Genomic DNA, 22,385 nt, shown 5'->3' with positions numbered 1-22,385 from the left:
CTCAAGGGATGAGATTGCCATGCCCCAAACCTTCGACCTGATCCTCAAAGGCGGCATCGTCGTGAATCACGACGGACGCGTCGAGCGCGACATCGGCGTGCGCGACGGGCGGATCGCCGCCATCGGCGACCTGTCCCGAGCCTCCGCCGCGCGGGAGATCGATTGCCGGGGCCTGCATATCCTGCCGGGCGTCATCGACAGCCAGGTGCATTTCCGCGAGCCCGGCCTCGACCACAAGGAAGACCTCGAAACGGGCTCCCGCGCGGCTGTCATGGGCGGCGTCACGGCGGTGTTCGAGATGCCCAACACCGACCCCCAGACCACGACGCCGGAGGCCCTCGCCGACAAGGTGCGCCGCGGCCATCACCGGATGCACTGCGACTTCGCCTTCTGGGTCGGCGGCACGCACGAGAACGCCGCCCACGTGCCGGAGCTGGAGCGCCTGCCGGGCGCCGCCGGCATCAAGGTGTTCATGGGCTCGTCCACGGGCTCCCTTCTGGTGGAGGACGACGAGGGCATCGCCAGCATCCTGCGCCGCACCCGTCGCCGCGCCGCCTTCCATTCCGAGGACGAGGCGATGCTGCGCGAGCGCAAGGGACTGCGCGTCGAGGGCGATCCGCGCTCGCATCCCGTGTGGCGCTCGGCCGAGGTGGCGCTCGCCTGCACGCAGCGTCTCGTGCGCATCTCCCGCGAGACGGGCGCGCGCATCCACGTGCTGCACATCACCACGGCCGAGGAGATGGCGCTTCTGAAGAACCACAAGGACCTCGTGACCGTCGAGGTCACGCCGCATCATCTGACGCTGGCGGGGCCGGAGGATTACGAGCGCCTAGGCACATACATCCAGATGAACCCGCCCGTGCGCGACGAGCTTCATCGCGCAGCCCTCTGGCAGGGACTGGACGAGGGCATCGCCGACGTCCTCGGCTCCGACCACGCGCCGCATACGCGCGAGGAGAAGGACAAGACCTATCCCAACACGCCCTCCGGCATGACCGGCGTGCAGACCCTGGTGCCGATCATGCTCGACCACGTGAATGCGAGCAGGCTCACACTGGAGCGTTTCGTGGACCTTACGAGCGCCGGCCCCAAGCGCCTCTTCGGCATCGCCAACAAGGGCCGCATCGCCGTGGGCTACGACGCCGATTTCACCGTGGTCGACCTGAAGCGCACGGAGACGATCACCAACGACTGGATCGCCTCCAAATGCGGTTGGACGCCCTACGACGGCAAGAAGGTGACGGGATGGCCGATCGGCACGGTCGTGCGCGGCAATGTGGTGATGTGGGACGGATCGCTGGAAGCGCCTTCTCAAGGAGAGGTGGTGCGGTTCGAGGAGACCCTGGGCGGGTGATTTCCTAGACGCTTTTAACCGACATTTCGCCTCCCTCTTCGCCATGGCCAGCCTTGTGCCGCTTATGGCGAGGAGGGGCACAAAGCATTCGGGCTTGGTTGTAACAAGCCGCCCCGGAATGACAGTGCGACGACTCTACTTCACCCAGTCCATGTTCTGCAGCACGACGCGATAGCCGTCGGGATCTTCGAAGGTGATGCCCTCGCGATCCCAATAAGGATTGAAGGAGGGGACTGGCGCATATCCATTGTCCCGCATCCGCTGTACCGCGGCTTCCCATTCCGCGCGATCGGGCAGATAGAAGACGAGCAGGTTGTCCTGTGTCGGAGCGCTCCCGGCCGCATGGTCGCGGTGCTGCGTGAATTCGAGATGCCAGGGGGCCTGCGGATGGCCCAGCATCCGGCCATCGAAGCCGTCATGTTGGTCGAAAGCGGCGATGATCTCCAGGCCCAGACCATCACGATAGAAGCGCACGACGTCGTCGAGCCGATCCGTCGGTCGAGCAACCCGCAGGGTGGTGCCTTTCTTCATGGCCGAGCCGATGCCCTCAATGCTTCAGCGCGCCCACCATGGAGAAGGCGCCACCGCGGATCTTGTCGGCGAGCGTCGCCGCGTATTCCGCAACGGCATCCTCGCCATAGGTGGCGACGAGTTCGGTGAAGGCCGCGAACAGGGCGGCCTGCGCCATGCAATCGCCGTCGAGCCCGTCGAGCTCGGCCTCGGCGAAGGCCTCGGTCACATAGCTCAGGGCCGCCTGCTTGAGGGCGCTGAGTTCGGGCAGCTCGTCGAGAGGGACGTTGTTGTCGTTCATGATCCAGGCCCCTTTGAGGGGCGGCGCGCGAGTTCGGTTGAATCATTTCTAGACGTCGCGCCGACCCGCCGCCAGCATCACCTTGCAAGGAGGTTAACGCGAGAGGGGATTTCCCGAAAAATGTGGATAAGAGGCGCCGGTGCAACACTGGCCGCGCAGGGCCACCCGTGCATGAACATGGCCATCCTGCCACCGTGACGCACAACGCCGAGGAACGCGCTTCGCTGTCATCCTCAGGCCAAGCCGAATGCGAGGGAAGGGGATCCATCGCGCTGCGCCTGATCATGGATTCCCTTCTCCTCCGCTGCGCTTCGGCCGGGAATGACACTGGAGATCAATACCCGACCGGACACCCTGGATCGGGCGCTATGAGGAAAGTCCGCCTTTGCTTCCGCTCACCCGCCGTAGCGGCCGGTGATGTTGCGGGCGAGATGCTCGCCTTCGCTCAGGAAGCGCACGGAGGCCTCCTGGGCCGACGGGGTGCAGACCCGGTAGGTGAGGGCGTAGGCCTGGTAGCCCTTGTTGTAGGCCCCCGCGAGACGCTCACGGCGGCCGGGCGTCGTCCCTTCCGCCTCGAGCAGAACCTGCATGCGGCGGCTCCATTCAGGGCCGTCGGACGCGCTGCAGAGAGGGCGCAGCAGGGCAAGCGATCCCATGATCTCCGCAAGGCGCAGCAATTCCTTCTCGTAAGGGGCGGGCGGCGGCTCGACCGCCGGAGCGGGCTCCGCCTGCTGCTGCGGCTGGCTGGAGGGTTTCTGCGATTGCTGCGGCTGTGGGCGCCGCTGCTGTTGCTGCGGCTGCTGCTGTCGATATTGCGGCGCGGGGCGGTATTGCTGCTGCGGGACGGGCTGGCCCGGCTGCGGCCGTGGCGGAACGCCGAACAGCCGCTCGAAGAAGCTCTGAGCCTGCGCGGGCTGCGCTACCGCAAGCAGCAGGGCCGGAAGGGCGAGCAGAAGGCCGGAGCGCTTCATGTGGATGAAGCCTCGCCCGCGAGCCCGAAGGCCTGCTTCAGAATCCCCGTGAGGCCTGCCGTCATCGGCAGATCGGCGATGTCCCGTTCCGTGACCCAACGGATTTCCTTTGCTTCCGGACCTGTCTGGGGCTCGCCCGAAACCCAGCGGGCAGCGTGGGCGGCGATGACGACGTGATGCTTTATATGGCCTTTCTCGTCCCTTTCAATGAATTCGACCGGGGCGATCAAGCCGATAAGCTTGGCCTCAACCCCGACCTCCTCACGAAGTTCCCGAAGAGCGGCCTCGCCCAGGGTCTCGCCGGTCTCGACCATGCCGCCGGGGAGCGAGAACAGGCCTTCACCAGCGCATCGTGCGGAAAAGTGGGTCCGGTTTTCCGCCCTCACGATGCGCTCTTCAAGGAGTAGAGCATCGGATGAAACCCAAAAGTGCAAGTCCACTTTTAGGTCCGATGCTCGGGCTTGCCGCGAGCGGCGAGCAGGATGCGCCCGTCCCGGAGCACCGCCACGGAGGCGGCGAGGATCGGGCGGGCGGGATAGAGGCGGTCGGAGGTCATGAGGGGGGGTTTCGGGGCGGTGGGTCATCGGCCGCCACGTAGCGGGCCCGGGGGCGGATCAGGGCTGCCTGGCTGCGCTGCTCGACGGCATGGGCGAGCCATCCGGCCGTTCGCCCGATCGCGAAGATCGCAAACGCCGCTCCAACCGGCAGTCCGTAGGCCCGCTCCATCATGACGAGGGCGACGTCGATGCCGGGGCTGCCGCCGGACGCGTCCGCCAGGATCTTCAGGGTCGTGGCGTCCGAGGCCAGGAGCGGTACGTTTTCCAAGAGGGCCTGAGCCCTGGGGTCGCCCTCCGGGTAGAGGCGGTGCCGGAAGCCGGGCCGGGGAGCCCTCGCGGGATCGTCCAGGAAGGCCCGGACCCGCTCCGTCATGCCGCCATGATAGGGCCCGCTCAAGGCGACGAGCCCGGCGATCACCGCATGGCGCAGGGAGGCGCCGGTCGAGGCGGTGACCCGAACGGCGAAGGTGGACGAGCTGAGTTCATGGTCGGCGCAGAGAACGAGGGCGCGCCGGATCGCATCGCTTGCCTGCGGCGAAGCTTTCCAGGCGGCGGCCAGGTGCCGATGGAGCGGCGCGATGCCCGGGTCGGCGCCGCTGGCGGCGGCAGCCGTCAGGCGCAGGATCGCGGCCACTTCCGCGGCCCTGGCCTCCTTCGGGGCCGGTTCCGACAGAAGGCGGACCGCCTGGGTGACGAAACCATGGAGGCCGAAGGCCGGGGCGGGCAGGGGGGCGGGGATACGGGAGGATTCGAGGAAAGCATCCGCGCGCAGGGAGCCGACCAGGATTCTGGCGGCATCCTCGAGGGTGGCGGTTCCGGCCAGGGCGATGGCGTCCTGCCCGCGATAGAAGAGGCGGCCGTCCTTGATCTGGGCGATGGTCGTTTCCAGCACCGGCAGGCCCCAATCGAGGGCGGTCGCTGCCGCGACGGCGGGGCGGCGGAAGCGCGCCTTGCGCTCTACCAGGGCCTCCAGGTCCTCGATCGCATAGAGCCGCTGGCGGGGATCGTGCGGAGACGAGAAGGAGCGGATCAGACCCCGGCTCACATAGGCATAGAGGCTCGCCCGGCTGATGCCGAGGCGCGACGAGGCCTCTTCGGCCGATGCGAGGTCAAAAGATGGAGCGCCCATATGTTGATATGTTGATTCAAGATTGACCGTTGCGCAAGACCGGCGTGAAGCTGCCCCGATGAAGGAGACAGTTCATGAGTATCGGACTTGACGACGTCGTGGCGGCCGAGACCGCCCTCAGCCATGTGGACGGCGAGGCAGGGCGCCTGATCATCTGCGGGCACGACCTGGAAGAACTGGCGGGCCACGTGTCCTTCGAGGACGTGGTGGCGATGCTCTGGACCGGCCTTGTCCCGAATGTCGCCGATCCGCGCGCGCTTCTCGGCAGGGCACGGGTCAGGGCCTACCGGCATCTCGCGCGCCTGGCCGACCGGCTGACGGGCCTCACTCCGGTCGAGGGGATGCGGCTGCTGCTGTCGAGCCTGCCTGATGCGGAGGAGGATCATCCCGTTCTCGCCGTAGGGGCGGCTGGCGTTGCCGCCGCCATGGCGGTGCGCGGGGCTCAAGGCCTCGCGCCTGTGGAGCCCGACGCCCGTGCGGGACACGCGGCCGATATCCTGCGCATGATGCGCGACGCGCCCGTGGCGTCGGACGAGGCGCAGGGGCTCGATACCTATCTCGTGACGGTGATCGACCACGGGCTCAACGCCTCGACCTTCACGGCGCGCGTGGTCGCCTCGACCCAGGCGGGAATCCTGTCCTCGGTGGTGGCCGGTCTCTGCGCCCTGAAGGGGCCGCTCCACGGCGGCGCGCCCGGTCCGGTGCTCGACATGCTCGATGCGATCGGCTCCATCGAGAATGCGGAAGCCTGGCTCGACGACGCCATGGCCAGGGGCGAGCGCCTCATGGGCTTCGGCCACCGCATCTACCGGGTGCGCGACCCGCGGGCGGACGTGCTCATGGCCGCCGTCGGCCGGCTGAAGGGACGCAGCGACCGCATCGCCTTCGCCGAAGCCGTGGAGGTGACGGCCCTGAAGGTGCTGGAGCGCCGCAAGCCCGGCCGCCGGCTAGACACCAACGTGGAGTTCTATACGGCGATCCTGCTCGACGCCCTGGGCGTCCCGCGCGAGGGCTTCACGCCCCTCTTCGCCGCCGGCCGCACGGCGGGCTGGGTGGCCCACGACATCGAGCAGGAGAAGGTCGGCCGCATCATCCGGCCGCAATCGCGCTATGTCGGAGCCTGGCCCGCCGAGGCGGCTTGAACCGAGGCAGGCGCGAGGGTCTGCGCCGGGTATTGTCGAGTCCCGTCCCTCGCGCGCCCTTAGGGTCGATGTGCGCGGCCAGAGAGTGACCTATCCGGCTTGCCATCGAAAACGATCGTGAGTATCAGCCGACAGGATCTGGCAGACGCAGAAAGCCCTGCCGGACCTGCAGGGCATCATGCATCCTTCTCATCAAGTCATCAAAGAGGTGCAGGGACTTCGGGCCATCGCCGTCCTGTCCGTATTGGTCTATCATGTCTGGCCTGAAATACTGCCTGGCGGTTACGTCGGCGTCGACGTCTTCTTCGTCATTTCGGGTTTTCTGATCACCGGCTCCCTCTTCAAGGAGTTCAAGGCCGAAGGCAGGATCGATATCCTGCGGTTCTATGCCCGCCGCATCCGGCGCCTGCTACCGGCTGCGACCGTGGTGTCCGTCGCAGTCGCGCTGAGCATCCCGCTCTTCCCGAAGGGACAATGGCCGGACATCGTCAGCGGCATCGTCGCCAGCGCGGCCTATGTCCAGAACTGGTTCCTGGCGGCTCAAGCCGTGGATTACCTAGCGGGCGACACGAAAGGACCCATGAATCATTTCTGGTCCCTGTCCGTCGAAGAGCAATATTACATCATCTGGCCTCTGATCCTGTTTCCCATGCTCGTCGCCGCGCGCAAGGCAGGCGTGGAGGCCCGCAAGGCTTTCGGCTGGATCTTCACTGCCGTGGGAGCCGGCTCTCTCGCCTATTCCGTCTATCTCACGCCCCTCGACCCTGGCACCGCCTATTTCGCGACCACGACCCGGGCCTGGGAGCTGGCGCTCGGCGGCGCCTTGGCTGTTTTCCTTGCTCCCGGACGGGTCTCCGATCCTCTGCGGGCCGTACTGGGGCTGGTCGGCATCCTCGGGATCGTGGCCGCGAGCCTCGCTTTCGACGAGAACACGCAATTTCCGGGTTATGCGGCGCTGCTCCCAACTCTGGCCGCAGCGGCCGTTATCACCTCAAGCGGCGCGCAGGAGGCCTGGTCCGGCCGCATCCTTTTGAACTCCAGGCCGTTTCAGTATCTCGGCGACATATCCTATTCGCTCTACCTCTGGCACTGGCCCCTTATTGTCGTCTATGCGGAGGTGACGGAACGCAATCCAGGTCTTGCGGCCGGTGCTCTGATCCTCTTTGCTTCTTGCGGCCTTGCCCATGTCAGCAAGGTGTTCGTCGAGGATCGTTTCAGGTCGGGCCTCATCCCGATTGGAAGAACGATAGCCACGGGGGCGGCCTGCGTGGCGGCGACCCTTGCGCTCGGGGCGGGTTATCTCGTGGCGAGCGGACAGGAACCGGGACAGGTCGCTTCAGGGACGGACCGGCCCGGAATACGGGCGATGATCGATCCCCGCTACGATTGGCGGAACGAGGATCTCGCCAACTTCATCCCAAGGCCCGAGCACGTGAAAGCGGACGTGCCGTCCATCTACAAGACCAAATGCCACCAGGATCAGCGTAAGACGGAAGTCCTGACATGCACTTACGGCAATCGGGCCGCCAGGATGAAGATCGTCATGATCGGGGATTCACACGCGGGCCATTTCTATCCCGCCTTCGAGGAACTCGCGCGTAAGGGCTCGATCCAATTCCACGGCTTGTCGAAGTCCGCATGCCTGTTCTCGCTGGAGGCATTCTACCATCCCCCCTTCAAGCGCCTTTATACCGAATGTCTCGAATGGTCGAAGAACGTGATCGCCTGGCTTGAGCGCGAGCGGCCCGATCTGGTCCTGATCGCGCAGTCGCCGGCCTATCCCGAGACGGTCCTGAAGGGCATGGCGGAGGCGTGGTCGCGGCTCACGGCCATGGGGCTCGATGTGCGCGCCATAAGGTCGACGCCCTGGCTCAAGTTCGATGCGGACAAATGTCTGGCCACGAGCGGGAACCGGAGCGTCGACTGCGCGCCGACACGGGATGATGTCTTCAGAAAGGATCCCGTTCTCACGACCGCCCGGGAACTGAAGCGTCCTGTGCTCGATCTCACGAAATATCTATGCGATTCCGAGCGGTGCCCGACCGTGATCGGCGGCATCTTGGTCTATCGGGACCGCCATCATCTGACGGCCACATTCGCCAGAACCCTGAGCCACGCCTTCCGGAGCGAGCTGTCGCTCGACGTGCGCCTCGATTAGGCCGGACCGCGAAATGCGTGCCCTTACGGCTCCTCCGGCCGTCGCGCGAGGCATGGGTCCAGGACGATGAAATCCGGGTTCGGGCGGCTGTAGCCGCCCGCGATAGTCACCACGTCGCCGACCTTCATGTCGTTGGTCTGGTAGGTGACGCAGAGGACCTTCGGGTCGGGCGCGGTGCCGCATAGGCCGAGATAGGCGAGGGTCCCGTCGAAATGCACGAGGGCGAGGGGACCCGTCACGCTGAAATCGACCCGGGTCGCGCCGGTTTCGCGATCTTTGGTCAGTTCACGGACTTCATGGCATTTAGCCCGGTACGACGGCTGCATGTCCGGGGCGGCGAATGGATTTTTCTCGGGAACTTCCTGGCTATGGACCGTCAGCGCCGAGCCAAGGACCAGAGCGGCTGCAAGCAGGGATGTGCATTTGCCATCTCTGGGTTCGGCAGACCGCAGGAGCATGGATCACCCGCCTAGACGTGCTGGCCGCCGTTGATGTGCAGTTCCGCGCCGGTCACGTAGGAGCTCGCGTCCGTGCAGAGGAAATAGATCGCCTTGGCGACCTCGTCGGGGGTGCCGAGGCGGCGCATCGGCAATTGCTCGACGATCTTCTCCGTGCCGGGCGAGAGGATCGAGGTGTCGATCTCGCCCGGGGAGATCGCGTTGACGCGAACGCCCAGCGGCCCGAAATCGGCCGCCATCTCGCGGGTCAGCGCCGCCAGCGCCGCCTTGGACGTGGCATAGGCCGCGCCCGCGAAGGGATGGACGCGGGAGCCCGCGATGGAGGTCACGTTCACTACCGAGCCCTTGGCCTTGGTGAGTTCGTCCTGCAACCCGCGGGCCAGCATGATCGAGGCGAAGAAGTTCACCTGGAACACGCGCAGCCAATCGTCGTGGGTGGTGTGGATGGCGTCCAGCCGCGAGCCGCCCGGTCCCTTGGGGGAGATGCCCGCGTTGTTCACCAACGCATGGAGGCAGCCGCCCTCGGCGGCGAGCCGCTCCTTCACCTCGGCGATGGCGCGGTGGGTGTCCTGCGCATCGGCGAGATCGACCTGGAGGTGATCCTCCGGTCCCATCTCCCAGGGGCAGTTTTCCGGAAAGCCGTGCCGCGAGCAGGTGATGACCCGCCACCCGGCCGCCGAGAAGCGCTTGACGGTCGCATGCCCGATCCCCCGGCTGGCGCCGGTGAGCAGCATGATGCGGCGGGAATTGCTGGGCGATGCGGACATCTGGGTTTCTTTCCGAGAGGGGGCAGACCCCTATCCCAGTTCAGGGCTGAGGTCTATGGGATCACGGATAAAGCCGCACTTTCCGCCAGCCCTCGCCGTCGCGGGTGAAGACGACGCGGTCGTGAAGGCGGAACGGCTTGTCCTGCCAGAACTCGATGGAGACAGGCGCGATGCGGAAGCCCGTCCAGTAGGGCGGGCGCGGCACCTCGCCGATGGCGTATTTCGCCGTGTTGAGCGCCACCGCCTTTTCGAGGGCGAAGCGGCTTTCCAGCGGACGCGACTGCTGGCTCGCCCAGGCGCCGATGCGGCTGTCGCGGGGACGGCTCTGGAAGTAGGTGTCCGCTTCCGCGTCGCTGACGACGGTCACGGGGCCCCGGGCCCGCACCTGACGGCGCAGGCTCTTCCAGTGAAGGACGAGGGCCGCCTTCTTCTGGCCCAGCAGCTCGCGGCCCTTGTTCGATTCCGTGTTGGTGTAGAACACGAAGCCGTTCTCGTCGAAGCCCTTCAGCAGCACCATGCGGACGTTCGGCAGCCCGGTCTCGTCGACGGTCGCCAGCGCCATGGCGTTGGGGTCGTTCGGCTCCGAGGCCTCGGCCTCCGCGAGCCAGGTTTTGAAGAGGGCGAAGGGCTCTTCCGATTCAGTGAAGTCACCGGTTGTTAACGGGTTCAATGGTTATCTCGTACTGTGACTTTTGGTTCTGGGGGATCCGACGCGTGACGTGGATCAATGCGCGCCGTTATAGATCAGATGTTGTCCGGAGCGAAGCCATGAAGCTGTTGGTCGTCGGCCTTGTCGCCCTGTCCACGAGCGCATGCAGCTTCTCCTTCGGCCTCTCGGCTCTCGACGACGAGGAGCCGAAATCCACCGGCACCATCACGGCCCGGACCGATACCCCCTTGTCCGCCGACCTCGACCAGGAGGACTGGCGCCGGGCCAAGGCGGCCCTGGCCGTCGCGCTCGATCCGCAGGGACCCGGCACCCAGGTGTCCTGGGACAATCCCGCCACGACCATGAAAGGCACCTTCACGCCCATGGGCGCGCCTTTCGTGAAGAACGACGAGATCTGCCGCGCCTTCTCGGCCCATCTGAACGGTCCCTCGTCTTCCTCCCTGCACGGAACGGCCTGCCGGCCCTCCGGGGGCGACTGGGCGATCAAGGACGTCAAGCCCCTCAAGGCCTCGGCCAAGGTCTAGCTCTTACGGGCAAAGGCGTTGCAAAGGCGCAACACTTCGCCCATATGACCGTCAAACCCGTTGAGCCCCGGGGCATCCTCCGGGTCCGGACGATGCCTCAGCTCTGAAGACGAGCATCGGATCGGATCCCGAAAGTGCAAGGCCACTTTTCGGGCCCGATGCTCTAAGCTCCCAATCTGACGGTTCATGGAATCCACGATGCGAAACCCCTACGACGTTCTAGGCGTATCCCGCTCGGCGAGCGAAGCGGAGATCAAGAAGGCGTTCCGCAAGCTCGCCAAGACCTATCATCCCGACAGCAACAAGGACGATCCCAAGGCGAAGGACAAGTTCGCCGAGGCGAATGCCGCCTACGAGATCCTCGGCGATGCCGGAAAGCGCGCCCAGTTCGACCGGGGCGAGATCGACGCGGAGGGCAAGCCGCGCTTCCAAGGGTTCGAGGGGTTCGGCGGCGGTGGCGGACGCGGCGGCGCGCGGCCGGAGGATTTTGCCGGTTTCAGCGGCTTCTCCGGCTTCGGCGGCGGCTCCCGCCGCTCGAGCCGGAGCCATTTCGGCGCCGATCCGGGCGAGGACGTCTTCTCCCAGTTCTTCGCCGAGGCTTTCCGCTCCGGCGGCGAAACTCCGCGCCAGGGCCGTGCCCGCTCCCAGAAGGGCGAGGACGTGGCCGCCACCCTGACCGTGACCCTGGAGGACGTGGCCCAGGAGGCCAAGAAGCGCATCAGGCTCTCCACCGGCCGCGACGTGGACGTGGTGATCCCCAAGGGCGTGAGCAACGGCCAGGTGATCCGCCTGCGCGGTCTGGGGCAGGGCGCCCCCGGGATCGATCCGGGCGATGCGCTGCTCACGATCAATTTTGCCCCCCACGAGCGCTTCACGCCCGAGGGCTCGGACCTGCGCCTGCGGCTTCCGGTCGAAATCGAGGAAGCGATCCTCGGTGGCACCGTGCGGGTGCCGACCCTGACCGGCTCGGTCGAGATGAAGATCCCGCCCATGACCAATTCCGGCCGCACCTTCCGCCTGCGCGGCAAGGGCCTGCCCACCAAGTCCGGCCACGGCGACCTCTTCGTGACCACGGAGATCAGGCTGCCCGAGGTCGTGGACGAAGACCTGATGGAATATGCCCGCAAGCGCCGCTCGGCCAACGCGAAGTAGGGTCGGCCTCACGAGCCGGTGTCATCCCCGGCGGTCCTTAAGGACCGGGAAGGGGATCCATGGCGTTGCGCCTGATCGTGGATTCCCTTCCCCTTCGCTGCTCTTCGGCCGGGAATGACACCCACTCACGTCATGGCCGGCCTTGCGCCGCCCATCCCGATCCGGTGAAGCGTCGTGCCTTTCCAATCGGGATCACCGGGACGAGCCCGGTGATGACATCGAGAGAATGTCTCAAGAACGGCGCGATTGTCCGAACGGCTGGCTCAAGAGGGCTTCCCCGTGGTCGCTCGGTCGGCTAAAGAGGCCGTTCTTTCTTGAGCTGTCCAGTGACGATCTAGGTGAATCATGGCGGAGACAAAGGCCACCGGCATTCTGGCCGGTAAGCGTGGCTTGGTGATGGGCGTGGCGAACAACCGTTCGATCGCCTGGGGCATTGCTCAGGCGGCCCGCCAGCACGGAGCGGAACTCGCCTTCACCTATCAGGGCGATGCCCTGAAGAAGCGCGTCGAGCCTCTCGCAAAGGAACTCGACGCCCATGTGGTCGGCCATTGCGACGTGACGGACGGCGCCACCATCGACGCCGTGTTCGAGGAAGTGAAGCGCCTCTGGGGCTCCATCGACTTCGTGATCCATTGCATCGCCTTCTCCGACAAGGACGAGCTCACCGGCCGCTATGTCGAGACCTCCGAGGGCAACTTCACCAAGTCGCTCCTGATCTCCTGCTATTCCTTCACGGCCATCGCCCAGCGCGCCGAGAAGCTCATGAACGACGGCGGCTCGCTGCTGACGCTCACCTATTACGGCGCCGAGAAGTGGATGCCGCACTACAACGTCATGGGCGTGGCCAAGGCGGCGCTCGAGGCGTCGGTGCGCTACCTGGCGGCCGATCTCGGCCCCAAGAACATCCGCGTCAACGCGATCTCGGCGGGACCGATCAAGACGCTGGCCGCCTCCGGCATCGGCGATTTCCGCTACATTCTGAAGTGGAACGAGTACAACTCGCCCCTGCGCCGCACGGTCACCATCGAGGAGGTCGGTGAGACCGCCGCCTATCTCGTGTCCGACATGTCGCGCGGCATGACCGGCGAGATCCTGCATGTGGATGCGGGCTACCACGTGGTCGGCATGAAGAACCCGGAAGCGCCGGATCTCTCCCTCGACAAAGATTAGTTCCAGCGTATCGGATTCCGCAGTGATCGCGTCCCGCCCCACGATCTATTTCATTCGCCATGGCGAGACGGACTGGAATCTGGAGGGCAGGCTCCAGGGCCAGAAGGACATTCCGCTCAACGATGTCGGGCGCGTCCAGGCCGAAGAGGCCGGCCGCAAGCTCCAGGCGCTCGCGCCGCATGTGGAGGACCTCGCCTATGTGGCGAGCCCCATGACCCGCACCCGCGAGACCATGGAGATCCTGCGCAGGACCCTCGGCCTGCATCCTGAAGCCTACAAGCTCGACGACCGCTTGGTCGAGCTGACCTTCGGGTCCTGGGAGGGCATGACCTGGAAAGAGGTCCGCAAGGCCGAGCCGTCGCTCGCGGCCCTGCGCGAGCAGGACAAATGGCATTACGCGCCCCCCGGCGGGGGCGAGAGCTACGCCATGCTGGTCGAGCGCGTCCGCCCGATCCTGGACGATCTCACCCGCGACACGGTGATCGTCGCCCATGGCGGCGTCGCCCGGGCTTTCCTCGCGATCTGCTGCGGGGTGAACTCCCGTCAGGCCGCCAGCATGGACATCTGGCAGGGCCGGGTGCTCATGATCGAAGGGCGCAGCTACCGCTGGGTGTGACGGGAGCGCGCGGGGCCAACCTTCGCCGCGCTGCCGCGTTGTCAGGACATGCAATATATCTGCGATGCGCCGGGGGCGAAGACCTGGTTCCGGATCGAGACGGAAGGCGAGGCCGCGCTCGAATCCGACGCCATGCACCACGCGGTCGAGAAGCATTTCCGCAATGCCTGGGAGGCTGCGGCGAACGGCTATCAGTCGGCCTCCTCTCCCTTTATCGAGCGGAATATCGGCCTCAAAGCCCACGTGCAGCGCATGATGCCCCTGTTCCTGACTCTGAGGGATGCGGAGGGCAAGACCCTCGTCACCGCCATGCTGCCGCCGGAGGGCCGGCGCGACCCGGGCTTCAGGATCATCATCGTCGGTCCCGAGAACAGCGATCCCTACCTGGAGCACGAGGAGGCTATCGCCGCTCTGGGCCACCATTTCGGCCTCACCCTCAACCGCGCCGATTGCTATCCCTATCGGTGAGGTGCGGATGGGCGTTCTTCTATGTCATGGCCGCACATGCTGCGGCCATTCACGTCTTCCTTACATTCCTCCACCCTCATCCTGAGGCGCCACGCCGTGGCGTCGCGAAGGAGGAGCTGGAGAGCCCTGGACGATCCTTCGGGACGCCGCTGCGCTGCTCCTCAGGAGGAGGGATCGTCGGGCGGATGGCATGTTCTCACTTTGTTCTTGACAGGGCGGACAAGCTCGGCTATATCGTTCGTATTCCCGCCCGCCGAGGGGCGCGCTCGCGAGGCGTCAGCCAGTGCGGGGCGGGAGGCGGTCCCGCCGCAGGCCTCGCACGCCTGTGGTCGCGGGAGGTCGACCTTGGGCGCTCCCCAGCTGGTCCACCTGAAAAGAACCGCGTGCGAGGCGCCGTCCGGCTCTTCCACTCTCACCCTCACAGCGAGCCGGGCGACACACCGCACCCTCCCTCGACTGACCTTCAGGCTCGCAGCGCACGCTGCGGGCCCAAAGGTGCTGGCTCTTTGAAAACCGGCATTGCATCGCGCGTGACACCGGGGCGCTTTGGTTTTAAGACGCGCTGAACATCGAAGAAGCGCCATGTCCCACAATACGTTCGGCCACCTGTTCCGTGTCACCACCTTCGGCGAAAGCCATGGGCCTGCCCTGGGCTGCGTGGTCGATGGCTGCCCGCCCATGATCCCGCTCGAGGCCGCCGAGATCCAGGCGGAGCTCGACCGCCGCCGTCCGGGTCAGTCGCGCTTCACGACCCAGCGCCAGGAGCCGGACCAGGTCAAGATCCTGTCGGGTGTCTTCATCGACGAGCGCACGGGACGGCAGGTGACGACCGGGACGCCGATCGCGCTCCTGATCGAGAACGTGGACCAGCGCTCCAAGGACTACTCTGAGATCAAGAATTCCTACCGGCCGGGGCATGCGGATTTCACCTACGACGTGAAATACGGCATCCGCGACTATCGCGGCGGCGGGCGCTCCTCGGCCCGCGAGACCGCCGCCCGCGTGGCCGCGGGCGCCATCGCCCGAAAGGTACTGCCGGGCATCACCATCCGCGGCGCGCTCGTCCAGATGGGGCCGCATGCCATCGACCGGAACAACTGGGATTGGGACGAGGTGGCGCGCAATCCGTTCTTCTGCCCGGATGCGAAGGCGGCCCAGTTCTACGAGGAATATCTCGACGGCCTGCGCAAGGACGGCTCCTCCATCGGGGCGGTCCTGGAGATCGTGGCCGAGGGCGTTCCGGCGGGTCTCGGCGCGCCGATCTACGGCAAGCTCGATTCCGACCTCGCCTCGGCGCTGATGTCCATCAACGCGGTCAAGGGCGTGGAGATCGGCGACGGCTTCGCGGCGGCAGCTTTGCGCGGCGAGGAGAACGCGGACGAGATGCGCCCCGGCAATCAGGGGGCGCCGACCTTCCTGTCGAACCATGCCGGCGGCGTGCTCGGCGGCATCTCCACCGGCCAGCCCGTGGTGTGCCGCTTCGCCGTGAAGCCGACCTCGTCGATCCTCACCCCCCGGTCGAGCGTCACCCGCACGGGCGGCGAGGCCGAGGTGCGGACCAAGGGGCGGCACGACCCCTGCGTGGGCATCCGGGCGGTGCCGGTCGGCGAGGCGATGGTCGCCTGCGTCCTGGCCGATCACCTCCTGCGCCATCGCGGCCAGGTGGGGCAGGGGCCGTCCTGGCCGTTCGAGGGCTGAGGCCTCCTCGACGTCATGGCCGGCCTCGTGCCGGCCATCTCGATAGGGGGGGCGGCGCTACAGGCCATCGGGATCACCGGCACAAGGCCGGTGGCGACGAGGAGGGCTCGCTGGTTCCCGCCCTCCATTTCAGGCGGTTTTTGCAAAGCCTCCATTGCAAATTTTAGTTTTACTAAAATCCACGCCTCGGCTAATTCAGCTTCATGAAACTGGCTGACTGGTTGTCCCGCAACGGTGTGTCGCGCGTCGCGTTCGCGCGCCGGATTGGCGTGACGCCCGGGGCCATCACCCAGATGTGCAATTCGGACCACGCCTGGCTGTCCCGCGACACCGCCGAAGTGATCGCCCGCGAAACGCGCGGGGCCGTCACACCCAACGATTTCCTGCCCGAATCCGCCAAGGAGACATGGATGTCCCACTCCGTTACCGAAGCCATCGAGGCTTTCGCCCGTGGTGAGATCGTCATCGTGACCGACGACGACGACCGCGAGAACGAGGGCGACCTCATCGTCGCCGCCTCGCTCTGCACGCCGGAGAAGATGGCCTTCATCATCCGCAACACCTGCGGGATCGTCTGCGCGCCGCTTACCGTTGCGGAGGCCCGACGCCTGCGGCTCGACCCGATGGTCCAGTCGAACGACGCTCCGCTCGGCACGGCGTTCACCGTCACGGTGGACGTGAAGCACGGGCTGACCACCGGCATCTCCGCCGAGCAGCGCTCGAACACGGTGCGGGCGCTCGCCAACAACAACATGGGTGCGGCCGATTTCGTGCGCCCCGGCCATGTCTTCCCGCTGATCGCCAAGGATGGCGGCGTGCTCATGCGCTCCGGCCACACGGAGGCCGCCGTCGACCTCTGCAAGCTCGCGAACCTGCCGCCCGTCGGCGTGATCTGCGAGCTCGCCAACGACGATGGCACGGTCATGAAGGGGCCGCAGATCGACGCCTTCGCCGAGCAGCACGCGCTCAAACGCATCTCGGTCGCCGACCTCATCGCCTACCGTCAGGCGCGGGAGAAGCTCGTCGAGCGGATCGCCACCTTCCCGGTCGAGACGCAATGGGGTTCGTTCACGGGCTATGCCTATTCGACGCCGTTCGACAGTGTGCAGCACATCGCGCTCGTCCATGGCCGCATCGGCGACGGCACGAACATTCCCGTGCGCCTGCACCGGGCCAATGCGCTCACCGACGTGTTCGAGGGCGGCAAGACCGTGAACGCGGCCCTCCAGCGCTTCGTCAAGGAGGGCCGGGGCGTCCTCGTCTACCTGCGCGACGGCACCGCCGGCGTGCCGACGACCTCGTTCTCCGACAGCGACGAGACGGAGTCCGAAGCGATGCGGTCCAGCCAATGGCGCGAGATCGGCCTCGGCGCACAGATCCTGCGGGATCTCGGCGTCGCGTCGATCCGCAATCTCGCGACGTCGAGCCGGTCCTATGTGGGCCTCTCCGGCTTCGGGATCGAGCTGCTCGGTGAAGAGCCCATCGAGTGTTGAGGTGAGTTCTCTCGGCCTCTTCACGTCATCACCGGCCTTGTGCCGGTGATCTCGATTGCATGAAGCACTCTGGGTGTCATTCCCGGCCGGAGCGAAGCGGAGGGGAAGGGAAACCATCGTGACGCGCTTGATCGTTGATCCCCTTCCCGGTCCTGTGGACCGCCGGGGATGACAGCGTTGGTGCTTCACCGAACTGGGATGGCCAGGACGAAGCTGGCCATGGCGGCAGTGGTTCACGCCACCTCGCTCACACCCCCGTCTCGCGACCCATGAGGGCGTCGAGGTGGAAGGCCGTCGATCTCGACAGGCCCTCGAGGTCGTAGCCGCCTTCGAGAACCGAAACGATCCGCTGGCCGCAATGGCGCTCGGCCAGGGCCATCAGCTTCTGGGTCGCCCAGGCGAAGTCAGATTCCATCAGGTTCAGGCTCGCGAGCGGATCGCGCCAATGGGCGTCGAAGCCCGCCGAGATGACGATCAGGTCGGGGGCGAAATCGTGGATCCGGGGCAGGATCGCGGTTTCGACCGCTTCCCGGAACGCCTCGCTGCCGTCGCCCGCGTTGAGCGGCGCGTTGACGATGGTGTCGTACTCGCCGGTCTCGGACAGGGCACCGGTCCCGGGATACAGGGGGGCCTCGTGGGTCGAGCAATAGAGCACGCTGGCATCCGACCAGAAGATGTCCTGCGTACCGTTGCCGTGGTGCACGTCCCAGTCGAAGATCGCGATGCGCTCGGCGCCATGGCGCTTCTGGGCGTGGCGGGCCGCGATGGCCGCGTTGTTGAAGAAGCAGAAGCCCATGGCCCGCGTGCGTTCCGCATGGTGCCCGGGCGGGCGCATGGCCACGAAGGCGTTGGTGGCCCGGCCGGACATGACCTCGTCCACGGCCAGCACGGCCCCGCCGGCGCCTCGCAGCGCCGCCTCGTAGGTGCCCGGCGACATCACCGTGTCCTCGTCAATCCTGACTAACCCTTCTCGGGGGCTGATATCCCGCAGCCGGACGATGTAGTCTCGGGGATGGGCGAGGGTCAGGCTCTCCATCTCGGCCATCGGCGCCTGCTCGCGGACGAGCGAGGTGAACCGCTCCTTTTCCAGCGCACGCTCGATGGCGCGGATGCGGTCGGGCCGTTCAGGGTGTCCCATCGGCGTCTGGTGTTCGAGGCAGGCCGGATGGGTGATGTAAAGCGTGGACATGTGCATTCTTGCGTAAAGGGCCGCCGGGAGTGTCGCAGTGGCATGAGCGGCTGTCTATGTTGTTGCGATGCAACACTCTTTGATGCGTAGCCGTGCCATGGTGTGTTTCGATTCGATTTGCCGACCTTCCGGTCTATAACCCGGCTGAAACGGACCTCCGTCTTGGCCCGAGCCGAGCTTGCAGAGCTTTACACAATGCGCCTTTCCCGTCTGCCCCTTCTTTTGGCAATGATCACGGCCCTCGCCGGCTGTAATTTCAAAGGCGTTCCGGACCCTCAGGTCTCGGCCCGCGACACCGAATGGATGGCGCAGGTTCCGACGGCGGAGGACGACCCGCGTTACGGCCGCTACATGATCGACGATCCCACGGGCGAGGCCCCGGGCACCATCGTGGTCGATACCAAGGAGCGGCAGCTCTACTACGTGCAGCCCAACAAGAAGGCGATCCGCTACGGCGTCGCCGTCGGCGATGAGGCCTATGGTTGGACCGGCACGGCCAGCATCGCCCGCAAGGCGGAATGGCCGGACTGGAACCCACCGGCCGAGATGAAGGCGCGCTGGCCCCATGTCCAGTACACGAAGGGCGGCCCGGCCAATCCGCTCGGCGCGCGGGCGCTCTATCTCTACGAGGGCAACAAGGACACGCTCTATCGCATCCACGGCACCAACGAGCCGGAGAAGATCGGCCACGCGGTGTCCTCGGGCTGCATCCGGATGCGCAACATCGACGTGATCGACCTCTACAACCGCGTCGCGCTCAACACCAAGGTCATCGTCCGATAAGGCGAGCGCCATCGGATATGAAAAGAGCGCCTCGTGGGCGCTCTTTTTGTTTTGCAGGCCGGTCAGTCCAGCATGGCTTCCTTGCGAAGGAACGCCGGAAGATCGGACGTCTTCGGCGGGTTCTGCTGCGGCTTGGCTGCCTGGACGGCTGCCGCGAGGGCCGGTAGCGCGACGGCCTTGAAGGCCGGAATGGAGCGGGCGGCGTTCTGTTCGCCCGTTCGGATGTTCTGCTCTGAAACCTGTTGGGTCATGGATCCTCTCCGGAATATTGAGGCTGTTGGCTCAACCTGCGTTTTATGATCCGCTCGCCTGTGACCGCTTTGGGGCAGACCTGTGATCATGTGCTGGCTTGGCAGCAGATGAACTTTTCAAGCTGAATCAATCCTTAACGGTGCAACATTCTGAAGAAATTCGCAGACGAACACCGCCCCGCGGTCATCAACGAGCCTTCCATTGAACCTTCTACAGTCGGACGGCATTAGACGCGGTGCGCGCCCGCACCCCTTGCGAAGGCTTCTCCATCCCTCAATCCCATCTCGTAGGCCTTGCGGATCCCCGCCGGGTTGGTGATGTCGAACTGCCCGACCGGGACGGGTTCGGAGGGCTGGATGTAGGTGCGGCCCTTCACCTTCGGGAAAGCGCGGTAGAGGCGCGAGAGAATGACGAGCGTCCTGCCGCCCTGCTCTTCGACCGGGAGGAGGGGTTCCGTCGGCACGTTGTCCACGAGCCCGCCATCCAGGGCCGCCATGCCGCCGATGCGGCCGACCGGCATGAAGGGCGGTACGCTGGCGCTCGCCATCAGGGCGGCCGAGAGTTCCGCGGGCGAGGCCAGATCCCGCACCTGGACGAATTCCGGGCGGAATCCCAGGGCCCTGCCGCCGCGCGGATGAACCGGGGAATGCCATTTCTTCTCGATCTGATAGGTCGCGATGCCCAGCGGAATGGCGACCGACAGGGGCAGGCGGCGTGGCTTGCGGGCGAGCCCGATCAGGGTGTTCGGACCCTGCTTCAGGTGTGCCAGGGCGGTTTCGTCGATGATCGCCTCGATCAGACTGCGGTACATGAGCGAGACCGGCCAGGGCGAGCCTTCGCTGCGCCAGGCGCGCCATTCGAAATTGCGGCGCCCCAGGCTGCAGCCCTCCGCCACCATTTCGTTCACCCGACGGCCGAGCCCGAGAAGGCTGTAGCAGGCCGACCAAGCGCCCGCGCTCACGCCGACGACCATTTCGGGCTTCAGGCCGAGCAGGGGAGCGGCCGCCTCCCAGAAGCCGCCCTGCCAGTAGCAGCGGTTGCCGCCGCCCGCGAAGGCTACCGCGTCGAACATCGAGACCTTATCGGGGTTTGGGGCCGGAAGCGGCTTCCTCGGCCCGTGCTTTGTCGCGCCAGGCCAGGACGATGCGCTCGAGGTCGGCCAGGTCCTGAGACGGAAGCGTCCCGAGCGTGCGCATCACATAGGCCCGCTGCGCGGCGATCCCGCGATTCGCGAGGTCGCGGCCTTTCGCGGTCAGGTACAGGGCATTGGATCGCCGGTCGCCGGGGATCGAGCGCCGCTCGACAAGGCCTGCTTCGACCATGCGGTCGAGCAGTCCCGAGACGTTGCCCTTGGTGACGTAGAGCCGCTCCGCCAGCTCCTGCTGGCTCATGCCCTCGCGTTCCGTGAGCGTGGAGAGCAGGTCGAACTGCGGAATCGACAGGCCCAATTCCTTCAGCTCCGCGGCGACCGCATTGGTCGCCCGGCGGTTCAGGCGGATGAAGCGAAACCAGATCCGCAGAGGATCGGCGGTCTCGACGGGAGCAGGGGCTGGCGAGAGAGACGTCAAAGGCTTAGGGCTCCAGGTGCAAGCGGATAGTTTATATTCAAACCGTTCACGCCGTCACCCCTGTGAAACGGCAGGCGGCCGGTCGTGCTCTCCGTTGTGCGCAATTCCCGTGGATACCGAAAGGGCGATCGCCTAGTCGCGTTCTAAAGTTTCAACATTGTGTTACGCATGGCTGTCTCTTCCGAGAAGGCCGATAACCATGACGACCTCGTACGACCCTGGCTTCCGTCTTTCCGCTCCTCAGGCTTCTCCCATGGCCTTCTCCGGGCGCGGGCGCGATTTTCTGAAACTCCTGATCGCCGGAAGCCTGTTCCAGATCCCGACCTTCGGATTTTATCGGTTCTGGATGATCACCAAGCTGCGGCGCCATCTCTGGGCGAATACGCAGGTCGAGGGAGAGTCGTTCGAGTATACGGGGACGGCGAAGGAGCTGCTGATCGGCTTCCTGATCGCCCTGGCGGTGCTCGGGCCGATCTACATCGCCTACGCCATTCTCACTTTCATGGCCGAGGAGCGGTATGCCTTCGCCAGCGTACCGCTGGTCCTCGTCATGTATGTGCTGGCCCATTTCGGCAGCTATCGCGCCCGCAAGTACCGGGCAAGCCGGACGATGTTCCGTGGGATCCGCTTCTGGATGAAGGGATCGGGCTGGGCTTATGCCGGTCGTGCGATCCTGTGGGATATCGCAACCTTTCTGACGCTCGGCCTCGCTCTGCCATGGGCGACGGCCTCCCTGGAGCGCTACCGGATGCGCCACACCTATTTCGGCAGCGTACAAGGCGGCTTCGCCGGGACGGGCTGGTCGCTGTTCAAACGCGGATGGTGGATCTGGGTTTTGGGATTGGTCGCGCTCGTCGTGGGGATCGCTCTCGCAATTCTGGGTACGTCCCCGGCCGCCATAATGTTCTTTCCTCACTATTCGACAACTCGCGCGGGTCTCGCAATTTTAGGGGCTCTGGTGCTGTTCATTGCCGGCGTGGTCCTCCTTCCGCTTGCAATGGCGATCTTCACGCGCTGGCATATCGACGGTCTGCGCTTCGGCGACGTGTCCATTGCGAGTAAACTTCGACTTGGCACGTTTTATGGTCTGTTCTTCAAACTGATCTTCTCCTCCATCGGGTTCGCGGTCGCATTTTCCGCTCTGGTCGGCATTGCCACTGTCGTGGCCGGGATGTTCCTTCAGGACACCATGGCAGCGCTGAAGAGCGGCGAGGTAACCGTGGCGACGTTCAGCCTCGGCACCCTGATCGCCATAGCCTATCTCGTGTTCCTGCTTGGTTTTGGCGTCCTTCAACGCTACTTCCTCGTACGCGGCCTGTGGGCAGCCGTCGTCACGACGACGACGGTCGCAAACCTTCATTCGATCGATGCCGTCGTGGCGGCGGGGCAGCCGGCCGGATTGCTCGGCGAAGGCCTTGCTGACGCGCTCGACTTCAACGTCGGCATATGAGGTAA

General features: G+C 65.7%; 24 protein-coding genes. 12 read left to right on the top strand and 12 right to left on the bottom strand.

The features are described from left to right. Positions 1-19 precede the first annotated feature (19 nt). On the top strand, positions 20-1,354 hold the full coding sequence (locus H0S73_RS19275) for a dihydroorotase (RefSeq protein ID WP_202049831.1): 1,335 nt from the start codon (positions 20-22) through the stop codon (positions 1,352-1,354). Between the two features lie 135 nt (positions 1,355-1,489). Here H0S73_RS19275 and H0S73_RS19270 read toward each other — a convergent pair whose 3' ends face one another. The 5 genes from H0S73_RS19270 to H0S73_RS19245 all read right to left on the bottom strand — a co-directional run bounded on the left by H0S73_RS19270 (position 1,490) and on the right by H0S73_RS19245 (position 4,822). Continuing rightward, a complete protein-coding gene (locus H0S73_RS19270) occupies positions 1,490-1,885 on the bottom strand; it encodes a VOC family protein (RefSeq protein WP_181053661.1) in 396 nt (131 codons plus the stop codon). A 16-nt stretch (positions 1,886-1,901) separates the two neighbouring features. After that, positions 1,902-2,165: a hypothetical protein gene (locus tag H0S73_RS19265; protein WP_181053660.1), complete on the bottom strand. Its 264-nt coding sequence runs from the start codon at positions 2,163-2,165 to the stop codon at positions 1,902-1,904. Positions 2,166-2,560: 395 nt separating this feature from the next. Further along, positions 2,561-3,136: a TIGR02301 family protein gene (locus H0S73_RS19260; RefSeq protein WP_181053659.1), complete on the bottom strand. Its 576-nt coding sequence runs from the start codon at positions 3,134-3,136 to the stop codon at positions 2,561-2,563. Then, a complete protein-coding gene (locus H0S73_RS19255; protein WP_343058415.1) occupies positions 3,133-3,522 on the bottom strand; it encodes an NUDIX hydrolase in 390 nt (129 codons plus the stop codon). The genes H0S73_RS19260 and H0S73_RS19255 overlap by 4 nt, the downstream gene beginning before the upstream one ends. A gap of 166 nt (positions 3,523-3,688) precedes the next feature. Then, a complete protein-coding gene (locus H0S73_RS19245; protein WP_181053658.1) occupies positions 3,689-4,822 on the bottom strand; it encodes a citrate synthase family protein in 1,134 nt (377 codons plus the stop codon). A 74-nt stretch (positions 4,823-4,896) separates the two neighbouring features. Here H0S73_RS19245 and H0S73_RS19240 point away from each other — a divergent pair, with 74 nt between their 5' ends. Then, complete coding sequence (locus H0S73_RS19240; RefSeq protein ID WP_181053657.1) at positions 4,897-5,964, top strand: citrate synthase/methylcitrate synthase; 1,068 nt, start codon at positions 4,897-4,899, stop codon at positions 5,962-5,964. A 178-nt stretch (positions 5,965-6,142) separates the two neighbouring features. Then, positions 6,143-8,122 carry an acyltransferase family protein gene (locus H0S73_RS19235; RefSeq protein ID WP_181053656.1) on the top strand — a complete coding sequence of 660 codons (1,980 nt, stop codon included), beginning with the start codon at positions 6,143-6,145 and terminating at the stop codon, positions 8,120-8,122. A 23-nt stretch (positions 8,123-8,145) separates the two neighbouring features. Here the strand turns inward: H0S73_RS19235 and H0S73_RS19230 are convergent, their stop codons facing one another. From H0S73_RS19230 to pdxH, 3 genes are all read right to left on the bottom strand, one after another. Beyond that, the gene (locus H0S73_RS19230) at positions 8,146-8,580 is read right to left on the bottom strand and encodes a hypothetical protein (RefSeq protein ID WP_181053655.1); all 435 of its coding nucleotides are present in this window, start codon (positions 8,578-8,580) and stop codon (positions 8,146-8,148) included. Positions 8,581-8,591: 11 nt separating this feature from the next. After that, a complete protein-coding gene (locus tag H0S73_RS19225; RefSeq protein ID WP_181054391.1) occupies positions 8,592-9,314 on the bottom strand; it encodes an SDR family NAD(P)-dependent oxidoreductase in 723 nt (240 codons plus the stop codon). A gap of 94 nt (positions 9,315-9,408) precedes the next feature. Continuing rightward, entirely contained in the window at positions 9,409-10,017 is a 609-nt protein-coding gene (gene pdxH, locus H0S73_RS19220) for a pyridoxamine 5'-phosphate oxidase (protein ID WP_181053654.1), read from the bottom strand. Positions 10,018-10,115: 98 nt separating this feature from the next. On the opposite strand from pdxH, the gene H0S73_RS19215 reads away from it, so the two are divergent. The 7 genes from H0S73_RS19215 (at position 10,116) to ribB (ending at position 17,138) form a co-directional block, all read left to right on the top strand. Beyond that, a complete protein-coding gene (locus H0S73_RS19215) occupies positions 10,116-10,541 on the top strand; it encodes an RT0821/Lpp0805 family surface protein (RefSeq protein WP_181053653.1) in 426 nt (141 codons plus the stop codon). Positions 10,542-10,739: 198 nt separating this feature from the next. Continuing rightward, positions 10,740-11,693: a DnaJ C-terminal domain-containing protein gene (locus tag H0S73_RS19210; RefSeq protein WP_181053652.1), complete on the top strand. Its 954-nt coding sequence runs from the start codon at positions 10,740-10,742 to the stop codon at positions 11,691-11,693. 345 nt (positions 11,694-12,038) lie between these two features. Then, a complete protein-coding gene (gene fabI / locus H0S73_RS19205) occupies positions 12,039-12,863 on the top strand; it encodes an enoyl-ACP reductase FabI (protein WP_181053651.1) in 825 nt (274 codons plus the stop codon). Between the two features lie 22 nt (positions 12,864-12,885). Further along, positions 12,886-13,479, top strand: a complete 594-nt coding sequence (locus H0S73_RS19200; RefSeq protein ID WP_181053650.1) for a histidine phosphatase family protein — start codon at positions 12,886-12,888, stop codon at positions 13,477-13,479. 48 nt (positions 13,480-13,527) lie between these two features. Continuing rightward, positions 13,528-13,947 (top strand): hypothetical protein, encoded by a 420-nt coding sequence (locus H0S73_RS19195; protein ID WP_181053649.1) that lies wholly within the window; start codon positions 13,528-13,530, stop codon positions 13,945-13,947. Between the two features lie 582 nt (positions 13,948-14,529). After that, on the top strand, positions 14,530-15,645 hold the full coding sequence (aroC, locus tag H0S73_RS19190) for a chorismate synthase (protein WP_181053648.1): 1,116 nt from the start codon (positions 14,530-14,532) through the stop codon (positions 15,643-15,645). A 203-nt stretch (positions 15,646-15,848) separates the two neighbouring features. Continuing rightward, complete coding sequence (gene ribB, locus H0S73_RS19185; protein WP_181053647.1) at positions 15,849-17,138, top strand: 3,4-dihydroxy-2-butanone-4-phosphate synthase; 1,290 nt, start codon at positions 15,849-15,851, stop codon at positions 17,136-17,138. A 247-nt stretch (positions 17,139-17,385) separates the two neighbouring features. Here ribB and H0S73_RS19180 read toward each other — a convergent pair whose 3' ends face one another. Next, positions 17,386-18,327 carry a histone deacetylase family protein gene (locus tag H0S73_RS19180; protein ID WP_181053646.1) on the bottom strand — a complete coding sequence of 314 codons (942 nt, stop codon included), beginning with the start codon at positions 18,325-18,327 and terminating at the stop codon, positions 17,386-17,388. Between the two features lie 195 nt (positions 18,328-18,522). Here H0S73_RS19180 and H0S73_RS19175 point away from each other — a divergent pair, with 195 nt between their 5' ends. Continuing rightward, on the top strand, positions 18,523-19,110 hold the full coding sequence (locus tag H0S73_RS19175; RefSeq protein ID WP_181053645.1) for a L,D-transpeptidase: 588 nt from the start codon (positions 18,523-18,525) through the stop codon (positions 19,108-19,110). Between the two features lie 62 nt (positions 19,111-19,172). Here H0S73_RS19175 and H0S73_RS19170 read toward each other — a convergent pair whose 3' ends face one another. The 3 genes from H0S73_RS19170 to H0S73_RS19160 all read right to left on the bottom strand — a co-directional run bounded on the left by H0S73_RS19170 (position 19,173) and on the right by H0S73_RS19160 (position 20,930). After that, entirely contained in the window at positions 19,173-19,361 is a 189-nt protein-coding gene (locus H0S73_RS19170; protein ID WP_181053644.1) for a hypothetical protein, read from the bottom strand. 227 nt (positions 19,362-19,588) lie between these two features. After that, positions 19,589-20,434: a patatin-like phospholipase family protein gene (locus H0S73_RS19165; RefSeq protein WP_181053643.1), complete on the bottom strand. Its 846-nt coding sequence runs from the start codon at positions 20,432-20,434 to the stop codon at positions 19,589-19,591. Positions 20,435-20,441: 7 nt separating this feature from the next. Then, the gene (locus H0S73_RS19160; protein ID WP_181053642.1) at positions 20,442-20,930 is read right to left on the bottom strand and encodes a MarR family winged helix-turn-helix transcriptional regulator; all 489 of its coding nucleotides are present in this window, start codon (positions 20,928-20,930) and stop codon (positions 20,442-20,444) included. Positions 20,931-21,129: 199 nt separating this feature from the next. Here H0S73_RS19160 and H0S73_RS19155 point away from each other — a divergent pair, with 199 nt between their 5' ends. Further along, positions 21,130-22,380 (top strand): YjgN family protein, encoded by a 1,251-nt coding sequence (locus H0S73_RS19155; protein ID WP_246389092.1) that lies wholly within the window; start codon positions 21,130-21,132, stop codon positions 22,378-22,380. The last annotated feature ends 5 nt before the right edge of the window (positions 22,381-22,385 follow it).

It is taken from the genome of Microvirga mediterraneensis (genome assembly GCF_013520865.1).
In the GTDB taxonomy this organism is placed as follows: Bacteria; Pseudomonadota; Alphaproteobacteria; order Rhizobiales; family Beijerinckiaceae; genus Microvirga; species Microvirga mediterraneensis.
This window is presented reverse-complemented; position numbering and strand designations above follow the sequence as displayed.

Excerpts from the sequence above, each read along its gene's own strand:
- H0S73_RS19180 (WP_181053646.1), bottom strand. The coding sequence starts at position 18,327 with ATGTCCACGCTTTACATCACCCATCCGGCCTGCCTCGAACACCAGACG.
- H0S73_RS19235 (WP_181053656.1), top strand. The coding sequence starts at position 6,143 with ATGCATCCTTCTCATCAAGTCATCAAAGAGGTGCAGGGACTTCGGGCC.
- H0S73_RS19175 (WP_181053645.1), top strand. The coding sequence starts at position 18,523 with ATGCGCCTTTCCCGTCTGCCCCTTCTTTTGGCAATGATCACGGCCCTC.
- H0S73_RS19230 (WP_181053655.1), bottom strand. The coding sequence starts at position 8,580 with ATGCTCCTGCGGTCTGCCGAACCCAGAGATGGCAAATGCACATCCCTG.
- H0S73_RS19275 (WP_202049831.1), top strand. The coding sequence starts at position 20 with ATGCCCCAAACCTTCGACCTGATCCTCAAAGGCGGCATCGTCGTGAAT.
- H0S73_RS19245 (WP_181053658.1), bottom strand. The coding sequence starts at position 4,822 with ATGGGCGCTCCATCTTTTGACCTCGCATCGGCCGAAGAGGCCTCGTCG.
- H0S73_RS19165 (WP_181053643.1), bottom strand. The coding sequence starts at position 20,434 with ATGTTCGACGCGGTAGCCTTCGCGGGCGGCGGCAACCGCTGCTACTGG.
- H0S73_RS19240 (WP_181053657.1), top strand. The coding sequence starts at position 4,897 with ATGAGTATCGGACTTGACGACGTCGTGGCGGCCGAGACCGCCCTCAGC.
- H0S73_RS19225 (WP_181054391.1), bottom strand. The coding sequence starts at position 9,314 with ATGCTGCTCACCGGCGCCAGCCGGGGGATCGGGCATGCGACCGTCAAG.
- H0S73_RS19215 (WP_181053653.1), top strand. The coding sequence starts at position 10,116 with ATGAAGCTGTTGGTCGTCGGCCTTGTCGCCCTGTCCACGAGCGCATGC.
- H0S73_RS19170 (WP_181053644.1), bottom strand. The coding sequence starts at position 19,361 with ATGACCCAACAGGTTTCAGAGCAGAACATCCGAACGGGCGAACAGAAC.
- H0S73_RS19265 (WP_181053660.1), bottom strand. The coding sequence starts at position 2,165 with ATGAACGACAACAACGTCCCTCTCGACGAGCTGCCCGAACTCAGCGCC.
- H0S73_RS19195 (WP_181053649.1), top strand. The coding sequence starts at position 13,528 with ATGCAATATATCTGCGATGCGCCGGGGGCGAAGACCTGGTTCCGGATC.
- H0S73_RS19270 (WP_181053661.1), bottom strand. The coding sequence starts at position 1,885 with ATGAAGAAAGGCACCACCCTGCGGGTTGCTCGACCGACGGATCGGCTC.
- H0S73_RS19260 (WP_181053659.1), bottom strand. The coding sequence starts at position 3,136 with ATGAAGCGCTCCGGCCTTCTGCTCGCCCTTCCGGCCCTGCTGCTTGCG.
- ribB (WP_181053647.1), top strand. The coding sequence starts at position 15,849 with ATGAAACTGGCTGACTGGTTGTCCCGCAACGGTGTGTCGCGCGTCGCG.
- aroC (WP_181053648.1), top strand. The coding sequence starts at position 14,530 with ATGTCCCACAATACGTTCGGCCACCTGTTCCGTGTCACCACCTTCGGC.
- H0S73_RS19210 (WP_181053652.1), top strand. The coding sequence starts at position 10,740 with ATGCGAAACCCCTACGACGTTCTAGGCGTATCCCGCTCGGCGAGCGAA.
- H0S73_RS19155 (WP_246389092.1), top strand. The coding sequence starts at position 21,130 with ATGACGACCTCGTACGACCCTGGCTTCCGTCTTTCCGCTCCTCAGGCT.
- fabI (WP_181053651.1), top strand. The coding sequence starts at position 12,039 with ATGGCGGAGACAAAGGCCACCGGCATTCTGGCCGGTAAGCGTGGCTTG.